Below are 14,386 nucleotides of genomic sequence, written 5' to 3'. Positions count from 1 at the left end.
CCCTAAACGAACCACCATCCCTCCCCGTGCCCGACAGGTGATCCGAGTGGACAGTCAGACGGCGGTCTCCCCGCACAGTGCGCAAGACTCATCCATGACCGGCAGGCTCAAGCCCGATTCCCTCGGTGTCCTGGGCATCCTCTTCTTCGTCCTTTCCGCCCAGGCACCGCTGACCGGCATCGCCGGAGCGGTTCCGATCGCCGTCGCCATCGGCAACGGCGCCGGCACCCCCGCCGCCTATCTCGCGGCCGGGCTCGTGGTCCTGCTGTTCTCCATCGGCTTCGTCGCCATGGGCCGTCACGTCGTGGACGCCGGGGCCTTCTACATGTACATCGGCAAGGGCCTGGGCCGCTCCACCGGCTCCGGCAGCGCCGGGGTCGCCCTCCTCGCCTACTGCGCCGTCCAGGCGGCCATGTACGGGCTGTACGGCGCGACGGTGAGCGGGCTCATCGAGCACTACGGGGACGTACACGTCGCGTGGTGGGTGTGCACGCTGGTCACCATGGCGGTCGTCCAGGTCCTGGGGGCCGCCGGGATCGAGATGGGTGCCAAGATCCTGGCCGTGTTCGTGCTGGCGGAGTTCAGCATCCTGACCGTCTTCGCCCTCGTGACCTTCGTCAAGGGCGGTGGCCCCGAGGGGCTCGGCTTCGGCGACAGCTTCTCTCCCCACGCCGCACTGCAGGGCGCCCCCGGTGTGGCGCTGATGTTCGCCGTGGCCTCGATGATCGGCTTCGAGGCCACCGCCATCTACGGCGAGGAGGCCCGGGATCCCCGGAAGACCGTCCCGCGCGCCACCTACCTGGCGGTCGCGGTGATCACCGGCTTCTTCGCCTTCACCTCGTGGATGCTGATCTCCGCGCACGGCGCGTCCAAGGCGACCGCGGAGGCCGGCAAGGCGCTGGCGTCGGGCGACGCCACGTCCTTCGTCTTCGCACCGATCTCCGCCCAGTTCGGCGGCTGGGCCGGCGATGTGCTGCCCGTCCTGCTGGCCACCTCGCTGTTCGCCGGCATCCTGGCGTTCCACAACTCCGCCAACCGCTACCTGTTCTCGCTGGGCCGTGAAGGGCTGCTGCCGCACCGGCTGACCGCGCTGAACCGGCGCCACTCCCCCTGGGCTGCGGGAATCGTCCAGACGGTGGTCGCGGTGGCCCTGGTCATGCCGTTCGCGCTGCTCGGCAAGGACCCGGTGCTGACGCTCTTCTCCTGGTTCAGCGGGGTTGCCGTCCTGGGGATCATGCTCCTGTACTTCCTGACCTCCGTCTCCGTGGTCTTCTTCTTCCGCCGTACCCGGGCCGACACCCGGACCTGGAACACCCTGGTCGCACCGATTATGGGCGCGCTGGGCATCGCCGGCGGGATCTGGCTGATCATCGAGAACTTCACCACGCTGATCGGCGGTGACCAGGCCACCGCCGTCTGGCTCCAGCTCTCCGTCCCGGCGGTGCTGGTCCTGGGGCTGGCCGCGGCGCGGCTGACCCGGAACGGGCAGCGGTCCGAACCCTCCGGAAGCCCCGAGGGCCAGGGAGCGGACAGCTGATGCCGCCCCTCGCCCACGACGACCTGCTGCGGCGCGCCAAGGATCTGCAGCTGCCCACCGGGCACCACATCGACGGTACGGACGAACCGGGCGCCGGCCCTTCCTTCGCGGTCGTCTCGCCGCGCGACGGACAGGTCCTCGCCGAGATCGCCGACGCCCGGCCCGCCGAGGTCGACCTGGCCGTGGCCGCCGCGCGCCGTGCCTTCGACTCCGGCCCCTGGCCGCGCCTCGCGCCCGCCGACCGCGGGCGGATCCTGCTGCGCATCGCCGAACTGCTCGAAGAGCAGCGGGAGAAGCTCGCGCTGACCATCAGCCTGGAGATGGGCAAGCCGATCACGGACGCGCACGACATCGAACTGCGTGCCGCCATCAACACCTTCCGCTGGTACGGGCAGCTGGCGGACAAACTCACCGACGAGTCCCCGCACACCGCTCCGGACGCCCTCGCCCTGATCACCCGGGAGCCGGCGGGTGTCGTGGGCGCCGTCGTGCCGTGGAACTTCCCGCTGACGCTGGCGAGTTGGAAGGTCGCACCGGCGCTGGCGGCGGGCTGCACGGTCGTCCTGAAGCCCTCCGAGAACTCACCTCTGTCCGCTGTGCTGCTGGGGCGGCTCGCCACCGAGGCCGGGCTGCCGCCGGGCGTGCTCAATGTCGTGACCGGCGACGGACCGGTGGCCGGCCGGGCGATCGGCCTGCATTCCGATGTGGACGTCCTGGCGTTCACCGGATCCACGGCGGTCGGCCGCCACTTCCTGCACTACGCGGCCGACTCCAACCTCAAACGCGTCTGGCTGGAGCTGGGCGGCAAGTCACCGAACATCATCCTGCCCGACGCCCCCGACCTGGAGAAGGCCGCCGCCACGGCCGCCTGGGGCATCTTCTTCAACCAGGGCGAGATGTGCACCGCACCCTCCCGGCTGCTGGTGCACTCCTCCGTCGCCGAACGCGTCACCGAGGCGATCGTGGCCCGGGCCCGCGAGCTGCGGGTCGGTGATCCGCTGGACCCGGCGACCGAGATGGGCGCCCTGGTCGGCGAAGACCATCTGGACCGCGTCCTCGGCCACGTCGCCACCGGCCGTGCGGAAGGCGCACGCCTGCTCACGGGCGGCTCCCGCACCCTCACCGACACCGGCGGCTGCTTCCTGGAGCCGACCGTCTTCGAGCAGGTCACCCCCGGCATGCGGCTGGCCCGCGAGGAGATCTTCGGGCCGGTCCTGTCTGTCCTCGCCTTCGACGATCTGGACGAGGCGGTACGACTCGCCAACGCCACCGAGTACGGCCTCGCCGCCGGCCTGTGGACCTCCGACCTGTCCACCGCCCACACGGTCTCCCGGGCGCTGAAGGCCGGCACGGTCTGGGTCAACTGCTATGAGGAGGGCGACCTGACCGTGCCCTTCGGCGGTATGAAGCAGTCCGGCAACGGGCGTGACAAGTCCGTGCACGCCATCGAGAAGTACACCGAGCTCAAGACGACCTGGATCCAGCTGTGACGCGCCCCTTGATAGCGATCCCCGCGCGCTTCTCCGCCACCGCCTCTGCCCTGCGGTACGCGGCCGAGGTCAACGCCCGCGCGCTGATCGAGGCGGTGTGGCGGGCGGGCGGGGAACCGGTGAGCATCCACCCCGCGGACGGTGAGGTCGCCTCCCGGCTCGCCCGCTTCGACGGCGTCCTGCTGCCCGGCGGCGGCGACCTGGCCCCGCACCGCTACGGCGCCACCGACACCCACGACACCGTGTACGACGTGGACGACCTCCAGGACGCCTTCGACCTCGGACTCGCCCGTACGGCCCTGCACTTCGGCCTCCCCCTGCTGGCGGTCTGCCGTGGCCTCCAGGTCGTCAACGTCGCCCTCGGCGGCACCCTGCACCAGGACATGGGCGGCCCGGAACGCGAGCACCGGCACCTCGTGCACCCGGTGGCGATCCGGGCCGGCACCCTGCTGGAGCAGGCCACGAGCGTGCAGAAGGTGGAGGCGTCCTGCTACCACCACCAGCGGGTGGACCGCCCCGGCAGAGGGCTCACGGTCACCGCGCGCGCCGCGGACGGCACGGTGGAGGGACTCGAACTCCCCGACGCCCACGGGTGGTTCACGTCCGTTCAGTGGCACCCGGAGGACACCGCCCACGAGGACACCGCACAGCAGGGCCTCTTCGACGCCCTCGTACGAGCGGCCCGGGACGGGGATTGACCCCTGACGGACCCCGCGTCACGCGCGCAGCCGCCGCAGGGCCCTGGCCGCGGCATGGGCTCCGCACATCCCATGGGCGCCGGCGCCGGGCGGGGTGGCCGCGGAGCACAGATAGTGGCCGGGAACTCCGGTGTCGTAGGGCTGCAGGGTGAGGTGCGTTCCGAGGAGGAGCTGGGGGATGTCCGTGGCGCCGGTCATGATGTTGCCGCCGACGTAGTTGGGGTTGTACTCGGCGAAGCCGGGCGTGGTGCGCACCGCGGTGCCGATGACGCGGTCCCGGAAGCCGGGCGCGAACCGTTCGATCTGGGCGGTGATCGCCGCGGTGGCGTCGCCGGTGTAGCCGTTCGGGACGTGGGCGTACGACCATACGGGATGGATGTCGCCGGCCGAGCGTGACGGGTCGGCCAGGTACTGCTGGCCGACCAGGACGAACGGCCGCTCGGGCATCCGCCCGGCATGGACGTACCGCTCCGCGGCCGCGATCTCGGCGTAGGTGCCGCCGAGGTGCACCGTGCCGGCCCGCCGTGCGGCCTCGGCGCGCCAGGGAACTCCGCCCTCGACCGCGAAGTCGGCCTTGAACGCGCCCGGTCCGTAGCGGTAGCGCCGATAGGCGCGGGCGGTCCGGGGCGGCAGCAGATCACCGAGGATGTCGGCCAGGGCGGTGGGGGCCACGTCCCACAAGGTCACGTCCGCGTCCGGGAGTTGGGCGACGGACCGCACATGTACCCCGGTCTCGATCGTCCCGCCGAGTTCGCGCAGCAGCGCCGCCATCGCGTCGGTGATGTGACGCGAGCCGCCCTCGGCCACGGCCCAGCCGTAACGGTGGCCCGCGGTGACGATGCCCAGCCCGATGCTCGCGGTCAGCGGCCGCTCCAGCGGGTGGAAGGCATGCGCGGCGACCCCGCCCCACAGGCCCCGGGCCTCCTCGGTCCTGAACGCCTTCGCCAGCACGGAGGCGGGGGCGAGCGCGGGAACGCCGAAGCGGGCCAGGCGGATCGGGTGCCGGGGCGGGCGCAGCAGCGGGCCCATGATGTCGTCGCCCAAGGTGTCGTACGCCGCCGACGGTCCCTCGAAAAGCCGCCGCCAGGTCCGGCCGTCGGCGCCGAGACCGGCGGCGGTCGCGGTCACCGAGCGGTGCAGCACCCCGGCCGTGCCGCCGTCGAGCGGATGGACGCAGTCGATCTCCGGCCACGCCCAGCGCAGCCCGTAGCGTTCCAGGCCGAGCGAGTTCAGGAACGACGAGCCGACTGCCATGGGGTGGATGGCCGAGCAGAAGTCGTGCAGCAGCCCCGGCACGATCGCCTCGCCGGAGCGGGTGCCGCCGCCGATCGTGTCGGCCGCCTCCAGCACCGTGACCCGCAGGCCGGCCCGGGCCAGGGCGACGGCGGCGGCCAGCCCGTTGGGCCCGGCGCCGACGACGGTCGCCGTACTCATCCCGGCTCCTTTCGTTCGACCTGTCGCACATCGTTCGAAACCTCTTGACGCCCCGTAGGACGCCGACTGAAACTCTCGCAACACGACGTCACCTCCACGTAACACCAGGCCCGCGGCGAACGCGCTGTCGGCCCGCTCCCGCTTGTCCGCATCCCGCCTTTCCCCCCTCATCAGCCGTGTCTCAGCAGGGAATCCCGACATGACGCACAGCGCACGACTTCGCACCCGCGCGAGACGCCTGGCGGGTCATCTCGCCGGACTGACCGCCGCCGCGATGCTCCTGACCCTCGCCGGTCCCGCCGTTCCCGCGCAGGCGGCACAGACGGCCGAAGCCTCCGCCCTCACCGACGGTCTGGCCCTCTGGTACAAACTCGACGGCGGATCCGGGACCACCGTGAGCGACGCCTCCGGCAACGGCCGCGACGGCACGGTGAGCGGCACCGCCGACTGGTCGGCCTCCGGTCAGGGGCTCGCCTTCAACGGATCCGACACCTACATCAAGGTGCCGGACGACGTCATGAAGGGCATGGACTCGATCACCGTCTCCCTGGACGTGCTCCTCGACTCCGCGCAGAGCACGCCGTACTTCCTCTACGGCTTCGGCAACTCCAGCGGCGGCAACGGCAACGGCTACCTGTTCACGACCGGCAACTCCCTGCGCACCTCGGTGGCGACCGGCAACTGGTCGACGGAACAGACCACGAAGCCGTCCGACTCCCACAACCTCACCCGCGCGGTCTGGAAGCACCTCGCCTACACCCAGACCGGCACCACGGGCGTGCTCTACGAGGACGGCGTCGAGGTGGGCCGCAACACGTCGGTGACCATCACCCCCGGCGCGATCGGCTCCGGTACCACCACCGCCAACTACATAGGCAAGTCCGTGTACTCCGGCGACAAGCTCTTCAAGGGCCGTATCCGCGACTTCCGCGTCTACGACCGCGCGCTGGCCGGCTCCGAGGTCGAGCAACTCGCCCTTCCCGTCGACACGCAGGGCGTCGCCGACGACAAGGCGGCCCTGAGCCTCGGTGACACCAGCGCCGTCACCGCCGATCTGGACCTGCCGAAGACGGGTACGGCGGGCGGCTCCACGATCAGCTGGGCGAGCGACAACACCGCGGTGGTCTCGGACTCGGGCAAGGTGACCCGCCCGGCCGCCGGTGCACCGGACGGCCACGCCACCCTGACGGCGACCCTGAAGAAGGGCACGGTCACCGACACCCGCACCTTCGAGGTCACGGTCCTGCCCGACGTCGACGACGCCACCGCCACCCGGCAGGCCGCCGACGCGCTGAGCGTCCACAACCTCGACGACGCACGCGGCAACCTCACCCTCCCGACGAGCGGTTCGTACGCCACGCAGGTCGCCTGGTCCTCCGCGAACCCGGACGTCGTCTCCGCCGACGGCGTGGTCCACCGCCCCGCGCACGGCGACGGCGCCACCACCGTCGAGCTGACCGCCACCGTGACCAAGGGCGAGGCGACCGCCACCCGCACCTTCACCGCACAGGTGCCCGAACTGCCCGCCAGGGCGGCCCTCAAGGGCTACATGTTCAGCTACTTCACCGGCGAGGGCACGGCGGACGGCGAACAGATCTACAACGCCCTCAGCAAGGGCAACGACCCCTTGCACTGGCGGGAGTTGAACGACGGCAAGCCGGTCCTCACCTCCACGCTCGGCGAGAAGGGCCTGCGCGACCCGTTCATCATCCGCTCTCCCGAGGGCGACAAGTTCTACCAGATCGCCACCGACCTCAGGATCTACGGCAACGGCGACTGGGACGCAGCCCAGCGCACCGGCAGCAAGTCCATCATGATCTGGGAGTCCACCGACCTGGTGCACTGGACGAACCAGCGGCTGGTGAAGATCTCCCCCGACAGCGCGGGCAACACCTGGGCGCCGGAGGCCTTCTACGACGCGAAACGCGGCGAGTACGTGGTCTTCTGGGCGTCGAAGCTGTACGACAACGCCGAGCACAGCGGCGACACGTACAACCGCATGATGTACGCCACCACCCGCGACTTCTACACCTTCAGCGAGCCCAAGGTGTGGATCGACCGCGGCTACTCGGTCATCGACTCCACGATGATCCAGCACGACGGGACGTACTACCGCCTGTCCAAGGACGAGCGGAACAACACCTCCTCCACCCCCAACAGCAAGTTCATCTTCGAGGAGAAGAGCGACTCGATCCTGGGCTCCTGGGACCCGGTCGCCGAGGGCATCGGCAAGGGCGCGATGAGTGCGGCCGAGGGGCCGCTGGTGTTCAAGTCCAACACCGAGGACAAGTGGTACGCCTTCCTGGACGAGTTCGGCGGCCGCGGCTACATCCCGTTCGAGACGACGGACCTGGCCTCCGGCAAGTGGACCCCGTCCACCGGCTACGACCTGCCGGCCAGGCCGCGCCACGGCACCGTCCTGCCGGTCACCCAGGCCGAGTACGACCGACTGCTGCGCGCCTACCAGCCCGACCAGCTGGTGGAGAGCGTCGAGGGCGTGAAGGTGAAGACGAAGACCGGTCAGGCGCCGGTCCTGCCGGCCACCGTGATCGCGAAGTACGCCGACGGGGTCGACCGGCCCGTCGCCGTCACCTGGGACGACGTCCCGGCCTCGGCCTACGCGAACCCCGGAACCTTCACCGTGACGGGCAGCCTGCCGGACGGCTCGGCCCTCCCCGTCCAGGCCGAGGTCACGGTGTCGGAGGAGGGCCCGGACGTCCCGGCCGACCTGCTCCTGCACTACGACTTCGACGAGACGGGCGGCAACATCGCCCATGACTCCAGCGGACACGGCTACCACGGCACCTACGTCCACACGCCCGACTTCGGCACGGGTGTGACGGGCGGCTCGTTCAAGATGTCGGGGGACGCGTCGAGTTCGCCGTATGTGAAGATCCCGAACGGCGTGCTGAGGAACGCCGACAGCGTGACCGTGTCGACCTACGCCAAGTGGAAGGGCGGCAGCAGCTTCCAGTGGCTGTTCGGGCTCGGCCCCGACAGCGACAAGTACCTCTTCGCCACCCCCTCCAACGGCGGCTCCAGCCTCTACTCGGCGATCACGAAGGCCAGTTGGTCGGCGGAGTCGAAGCTGACGGCCGGCTCGCAGCTCACGCCCGGTGAGTGGCGGCACGTCACCGTCACCCTCGACGGCTCGACCGGCACGATGGTCCTCTACGTCGACGGCATCGAGGCGGCCCGCACGACGACCACCATCAAGCCCTCCGAGCTGTACGACGCGAACAAGGACTACAGCGGCTACATCGGCCGGTCCCTGTACTCGGCCGACCCGTACTTCGGCGGCGAGGTCGACGACTTCCGCATCTACGACCGGGCCCTGTCGGCCGCGGAGGTCATGGAGCTCAGCGGCAACACGGCGGGCATCGCGAAGGCCGCACACCCTGATCTGAAGGTGGACGCCATCGTCGACAACGCCGACAGCAAAATCACGCTGCCGATGAAGGAAGGCACCGATCTCACCGCGCTGGCACCTGAGTTCACCCTGGCCCACGGCGCGGCGATCAGCCCCGCCTCCGGCAGCGTCCAGGACTTCAGCAAGCCGGTGACGTACGAGGTGACGGGCTCCGACGGCAAGAAGCGCGCCTGGACCGTGTCGGCGCTCGTCATGAAGAGCCCGGTCCTGCCCGGACTGAACGCCGACCCGAACATCGTCCGCTTCGGCGACACCTTCTACATCTACCCGACCACCGACGGCTTCGACGGCTGGAGCGGCACGCAGTTCAAGGCGTACTCCTCCACCGACCTGGTGCACTGGAAGGACCGCGGCGTCATCCTCGACCTCGGCCCGGACATCTCCTGGGCGGACAGCAGGGCCTGGGCGCCGACCATCGCCGAGAAGGACGGGAAGTACTACTTCTACTTCTGCGCCGACGCGAACATCGGCGTCGCGGTCTCCGACTCGCCGACCGGCCCGTTCAAGGACGCGCTGGGCAAGCCGCTGCTGAAGGCGGGGGACTTCAGCGGCCAGATGATCGACCCCGCGGTCTTCACCGACGACGACGGCCAGTCGTACCTGTACTTCGGCAACGGCCACGCGTATGTCGTCCCGCTGGGCGCGGACATGACCTCCATCGACACGTCGAAGGTCAAGGACATCACCCCGAGCGGCTACAACGAGGGCTCCTTCGTCATCAAGCGCAAGGGCACCTACTACTTCATGTGGTCGGAGAACGACACCCGGGACGAGAACTACCGGGTCGCCTACGCCACCGGCCCCTCCCCCACCGGCCCCTGGACCAAGCGGGGCGTGATCCTCTCGAAGGACCTCTCCCAGGGCATCAAGGGCACCGGCCACCACAGCGTCGTACACGTCCCGAACACCGACGACTGGTACATCGCCTACCACCGCTTCGCCATCCCCGGCGGAGACGGCACGCACCGTGAAACCACCATCGACAAGATGGAGTTCGACTCCGACGGCCTGATCGAGAAGGTGGTCCCGACACTCACGAGCATCGACCCGGTCACCATCGTCCACGCAGGCCCGGACGCCACCGGCACCGAGGGGGACGCCATCCCGCTCGCGGGCACCATCTCCGGTGCGGGCACGCCCAAGTGGACAGTGGAGAACGGCGCACCCTGCACGGTCACGGACCCGGGCTCGGCCCGCACGACGGTCACTTGCACCGACAACGGCACCTTCAAGCTCACCCTGACCGGCGGCCGCAGCACCGACACCACCACGGTCACGGTCGCCAACGCCGCCCCGTCGATCACCTCGGCGACAGGCCCGGCGACCCCGACTCCGGTCGGGAAACCGGTGGTTGTCACCGCCTCCTTCACCGATCCGGGCACGTCCGACAGCCACACCTGCACGATCGACTGGAAGGACGGCACCGGACCGGCATCAGGCCGGCTCACCGACTCCGGCGACGCCTGCCGGGCCGGGCACGTCTACGCCACCGCGGGCATCCACCGCCCGGTGCTCACCGTCTCCGACGACGACGGGGGCACGGACAGCACCACGCTCCCCGAGGTGATCGTCTACGACCGTGACGCCGGTCCGGCGTTCGGCGCCGGCACGATCACGTCACCGGCCGGCGCCTTCCCGGCCAAGCCGGGGCTGACCGGAAAGGCGGCGTTCACCTTCGGCGCCCGCTACCGAAAGGGGGCCGGCACCCCCATCGGGGAGGCCGTGTTCGGCTTCGGGGCCGCCAAGCTCGCCTTCCGCTCCACCAGCTCCGACTGGCTGGTGATCACCGGCTCCCGGGCCGTCTACCAGGGCTCCGGCACGGTCGACGGCCGCGGCGGCTACGGGTTCCGCATCACCGCCACCGACGGCCCGGACACGTACCGCATCAGGATCTGGAAGAAGTCCACCGGCGACGTCGTCTACGACAACCAGGACGGTACGAGGACCACCGGCACCGTCAGGATCGGAGACCACCGGCACTAGGCGCACCCTCCCCGCGCCCAAGGGGGGCGCGGGGAACCCTCATGTCAACTCATGGCCGGCTTCCATTGATTGACCGATCGAACCTGGTCACAAGTCTAGGGACGCAGCATGCTCCGAGCGTAGTCTCAGACACCATGGGGGAACTGCGTGCGGACTGGAGACTCAGGCTGCGGCGCGAGGGCGCTCATGGGCCCATCTGTGGGGCCGGCGTCCTCGTCGACCAGGACACGGCACTGACCTGCGCACATGTGGTGGACCACCCGGACGGCGTGATGTGGCTGGAGTTCGCGGAGAACAGCGACCTGGAACCGGTGGCCGCACGTGTCCTGCCCGGCGGCTGGCTGCCCGACCGCGGTGAGGACGTCGCCGTACTGCGCCTGGACAGCCCGCGCCCGCAGGCGCGCCCCGCCCCACTGGAGCGCACGCTGCACAGCGGCATGGAGGTGTACGCGACCGGCTACGCGGTGGGCTTCGACGACGGCATGAGCCTGTGGGGCCGGATCAGCGGGGCCAGCGGTGATCTGGTGCAGCTCGATGCCGTCACCAAGGCGGAGGTGGTCCGCAAGGGCTTCAGCGGCGCCGGGGTGTGCACAGGGCCGCGCGAAGGACCGCCCGTGCGGGTGGTCGGTCTCGTCGTCAGCTGGCGCGGCGACATGAACGAGGTGCTGCCCGAGAAGAACCGGCTCGCCTTCTCGTATCTGATCCCCGTTGATCGCATCGCCGGACTCTCGCCGCTCATCGAAGAGTTGAGCCGCCCGTCCGCATGGGACCGCGACTTCGAGGAGCGGTCGACGCGGTGGTTCGAGGACCCGGACGAGGACCCGGTGAAGATCACCGTGGTGACGGCGGGCAGCGGCAAGGACCGCTCGCTGCGCCATCTGCTGCACCGCGCCGACGTCGTCCATCGCGGCGGCGCCAGCAGGCCGGACCTCGCCGACCACGCCCTGGACAGGATCACCGTCCCGACCGGCGAGTACCTGGCGTACTGGTACTGGCTGCTCGGCCGCAAACCCCAGCCACGGCGGGCGGCCGAACGCGCGCCCGTCCGCCCGGTCACGGTCCTCGTCGACGGCCTGGACGAAGAACCCGAGCCGGGCCCGCTGATCGAACTCCTGGTCCGATTACGGGTCCTCGGCGTCCGGCTGCTGCTCGTCTTCCGTCACGAGGGCGGCACCGGCTGGAGCGCCGCCCGCGACCAACTGCTGCGGCCCGCCCTGCTCGGCCATGCGGACGCGCTGATCACCCGTCTGCAGACCGAGGAGTTCGGCCGCGCGATCCGCTGGGGCGTCGTCGACAGCGCCTCCCTCAGCCGCGCGACCGAGACGGCCGACCGGCGGCGGCACGAACTCCGCGTGATCGAAGGCCTCACGGACCCGCACGGGCAACTGTCCCGGCTGCGCGGGCTGATCAAGACCGTACGTGCCGACCTGCGGCAACACCGAGGCCAGGGATGAGGGGGCCGCGCCCGGCCCGGGCAGCGCAGGAGGACGAGAGCATGACGGCCTGTCCGCACCGGCGTTTCAGCGGAGCCCCCTGCGGCGGCACCGTGCTGCCCACCGGCTACTGCTCCGACTGCGGCCGTGCCGAGGACGCCCCCGAACTGCCCGCCCTGCCGGAGAACCCGCGGGACCTGGGGCCCGACTTGCTCCTCGCACTGCCCCAGCGCGTACCGCGCCCCGCTGAGGAACGCCTCATCGACCCCGAAGCACCGCTGCGCATCACCATGGCCTGCTCCTCCGCCGAGTGCGGCATCACCTTCGCCCCGCCCTACACCGAGGGCCCGGTGCCGGCCGAGGGGTACTGCCCGGTGTGCGGCAAGCCCTACTCGTACCGTCCGGAACTCGCCGAGGGCGAGGTGCTGCGCGACCAGTACCGGATCATGGGACCCATCGCGCACGGCGGCCAGGGCTGGGTCTACCTCGCCGAGGACACCCATCTCGGTGACGTCGTCGCCGTCAAGGGACTGCTCAACCGGTACGAGCAGGACGGCGCCAGGCTCGCCGACGTCGAACGTCAGAACCTCGTCGCGATCCGCCACCCGCGCATCGTCCAGATCCGCGACTTCGTCGCCCGCAGCGACACCGACGGCCAGGTCACCGGCGGCTACATCGTCATGGACGACGTCGGCGACGGCACCCTCGAGAAGGTCGTCGAAGAGACCCGGCGCGGTGAGACGGTCCTCGACATCGAGCATGTCGCCGCGTACGGCTGCCAGATCCTGGAGGCCTTCGTCCATCTGCACGCCGGCCGCGAACGGGTCTTCGTGTACGGGGACATGAAGCCCTCGAACGTCGTGCACCACGGGGACGGCGTCAAGGTGATCGATCTCGGCGGCATGCGCGAACACGGCCAGAGCCGGCCCCCGGCCCATGTGACGCCCCCGTACATGGCGCCCGAGACCGCGTACTCGCCGGGCCCCACCGTCGCCCACGACCTGCACACCGTCGGCGTCACCCTGGGGGAACTCGGAGGCTGGGCCGTCGACAGGGTGCCCGGGCTCGGCAGCGCCTCCTTCTGGAAGGTCGTCGAGCGCGCCGTGCGGCCCGACCCGGGCAAGCGGTTCGCCGACGCCCGGGAGATGGCCGGCCAGCTGCGGGGCGCGCTGCGGGAGATCCGCGCACTGCGCGGCAAGACCGACCCTCCCGAGCCCTCCGACTACTTCCGGCCGTCCCCGCAGCTGCTCGGTGCCCGGCTCGGCACGGTCCCGGGCATCGAGCACTGGCTGGAGCGCCCCCGCCGCCTCCGCCACGAACCGCCGGTGGCCCCCGCCCTCGACCTGGGCGCCCCCACCCCCGCCGAGATCGCCCGCTGTCTGCCGGTGCCGCGGCGCTATCCGGGCGACCCGCAGACCGCGCGGTTCGAGGTGAGCAGCGGCTACGACCCGGGGCAGCTCCTCGACCAGGAGGACAAGGAGCCGCGCTCGGTGGAGATCTGCCTGCACAACGTGCGCGTCCTGCTGGACCGGAACACGGAGGACGACCTGAACCGGGCGCAACTGGAGCTCGACACCGCCGACTCCATCCCCGGCCCCTCCGCCGTGCGCCGGTGGCGGCTGGAGTGGCACCGCGCGCTGCTCGCGCTGCGCAGCGCCGGCCTGCGCGACGACCCGCGGCAGGTCGCCGAGGCCAGGACCCACTTCGCCCAGGTGCACCTCGAGCTGCCCGGCGAGTACGCGCCCAAACTGGCCCTCGCCTACTGCGGGGAGCGGCTCGGCGACGACCGGGCCGGCCCGACCGCCAAGGAGCTGTACGAGGCCGTGTTCGCCCGCAACCCCGCGCACGGCGGCGCCGCCCTGGGCCTGGCCCGCCTCGCACTGCGTGCGGGCGACCGCAGGGCGGCCCTCGACGTGCTCGGCCGGGTCCGCCCCGGCACCCTGGACCACACGGTCGCCCGGATCGCCTCCCTGCGCATCCGCGCGGCCCGGCTGCCCGGGGAGCGCGATCAGCTGCCCGCGCCCGCCGACGTCGACGCGGCGCTGGCCGAACTGGCCGGTCTGGTGCACCAGACTCCGGGCGCCGGTGAGCCGAGCCTGTCCGAGGACGAGGCGCTGCGCCTGAGCACGGAACTGCACGAATGGAAACTGGACGCCCTGCGCGGCCTCGACGACAGGCCCGGTCCCGCGGGAGGGGACGCCGGACGGCTGTACCTCCGCAGCCTCAGACGCATGAGCGCGGCGGAACGGGAGCTGCGCAGACAGCTGGAGTCGCACTACCGGCAACTGGCCGCCCGCAACCGGGAGTCGGCCGCCGCCCATGAGCACCTTGTGGACCTGCTGCACGCGGTGCGGCCGCAGACAGTTTTCTGACGGGCCGAC

The 14,386-nt window shown here is 70.9% G+C and carries 7 protein-coding genes; 6 read left to right on the top strand and 1 reads right to left on the bottom strand.

Going from position 1 to position 14,386, the window contains the following annotated elements:
• Positions 1-46: 46 nt before the first annotated feature.
• From ACFY1U_RS20435 to ACFY1U_RS20425, 3 genes are read left to right on the top strand one after another with little or no spacing between them, the layout of a single operon-like run.
• Positions 47-1,537 (top strand): APC family permease, encoded by a 1,491-nt coding sequence (locus ACFY1U_RS20435; RefSeq protein WP_390695522.1) that lies wholly within the window; start codon positions 47-49, stop codon positions 1,535-1,537.
• The gene (locus ACFY1U_RS20430) at positions 1,537-3,027 is read left to right on the top strand and encodes an aldehyde dehydrogenase (protein ID WP_390695521.1); all 1,491 of its coding nucleotides are present in this window, start codon (positions 1,537-1,539) and stop codon (positions 3,025-3,027) included. The genes ACFY1U_RS20435 and ACFY1U_RS20430 overlap by 1 nt, the downstream gene beginning before the upstream one ends.
• Positions 3,024-3,725, top strand: coding sequence for a gamma-glutamyl-gamma-aminobutyrate hydrolase family protein (locus tag ACFY1U_RS20425; protein ID WP_390695520.1), 702 nt, complete (start codon positions 3,024-3,026; stop codon positions 3,723-3,725). The genes ACFY1U_RS20430 and ACFY1U_RS20425 overlap by 4 nt, the downstream gene beginning before the upstream one ends.
• A gap of 18 nt (positions 3,726-3,743) precedes the next feature.
• On the opposite strand, the gene ACFY1U_RS20420 is transcribed toward ACFY1U_RS20425, so the two are convergent.
• A complete protein-coding gene (locus ACFY1U_RS20420; RefSeq protein WP_390695519.1) occupies positions 3,744-5,159 on the bottom strand; it encodes a phytoene desaturase family protein in 1,416 nt (471 codons plus the stop codon).
• Between the two features lie 199 nt (positions 5,160-5,358).
• Here ACFY1U_RS20420 and ACFY1U_RS20415 point away from each other — a divergent pair, with 199 nt between their 5' ends.
• The 3 genes from ACFY1U_RS20415 to ACFY1U_RS20405 all read left to right on the top strand — a co-directional run bounded on the left by ACFY1U_RS20415 (position 5,359) and on the right by ACFY1U_RS20405 (position 14,377).
• Positions 5,359-10,572: a family 43 glycosylhydrolase gene (locus ACFY1U_RS20415; protein WP_390695518.1), complete on the top strand. Its 5,214-nt coding sequence runs from the start codon at positions 5,359-5,361 to the stop codon at positions 10,570-10,572.
• Positions 10,573-10,706: 134 nt separating this feature from the next.
• A complete protein-coding gene (locus ACFY1U_RS20410) occupies positions 10,707-12,026 on the top strand; it encodes a serine protease (protein WP_390695517.1) in 1,320 nt (439 codons plus the stop codon).
• Positions 12,027-12,067: 41 nt separating this feature from the next.
• Positions 12,068-14,377, top strand: a complete 2,310-nt coding sequence (locus tag ACFY1U_RS20405; protein ID WP_390695516.1) for a tetratricopeptide repeat protein — start codon at positions 12,068-12,070, stop codon at positions 14,375-14,377.
• The last annotated feature ends 9 nt before the right edge of the window (positions 14,378-14,386 follow it).

This window comes from Streptomyces sp. NPDC001351 (assembly GCF_042896045.1).
Classification (GTDB): domain Bacteria; phylum Actinomycetota; class Actinomycetes; order Streptomycetales; family Streptomycetaceae; genus Streptomyces.
Note: the sequence above shows the minus strand (reverse complement) of the source record. Positions and strands in the feature narration are given on the sequence as shown.

Excerpts from the sequence above, each read along its gene's own strand:
- ACFY1U_RS20420 (WP_390695519.1), bottom strand. The coding sequence starts at position 5,159 with ATGAGTACGGCGACCGTCGTCGGCGCCGGGCCCAACGGGCTGGCCGCC.
- ACFY1U_RS20430 (WP_390695521.1), top strand. The coding sequence starts at position 1,537 with ATGCCGCCCCTCGCCCACGACGACCTGCTGCGGCGCGCCAAGGATCTG.
- ACFY1U_RS20410 (WP_390695517.1), top strand. The coding sequence starts at position 10,707 with ATGGGGGAACTGCGTGCGGACTGGAGACTCAGGCTGCGGCGCGAGGGC.
- ACFY1U_RS20415 (WP_390695518.1), top strand. The coding sequence starts at position 5,359 with ATGACGCACAGCGCACGACTTCGCACCCGCGCGAGACGCCTGGCGGGT.
- ACFY1U_RS20405 (WP_390695516.1), top strand. The coding sequence starts at position 12,068 with ATGACGGCCTGTCCGCACCGGCGTTTCAGCGGAGCCCCCTGCGGCGGC.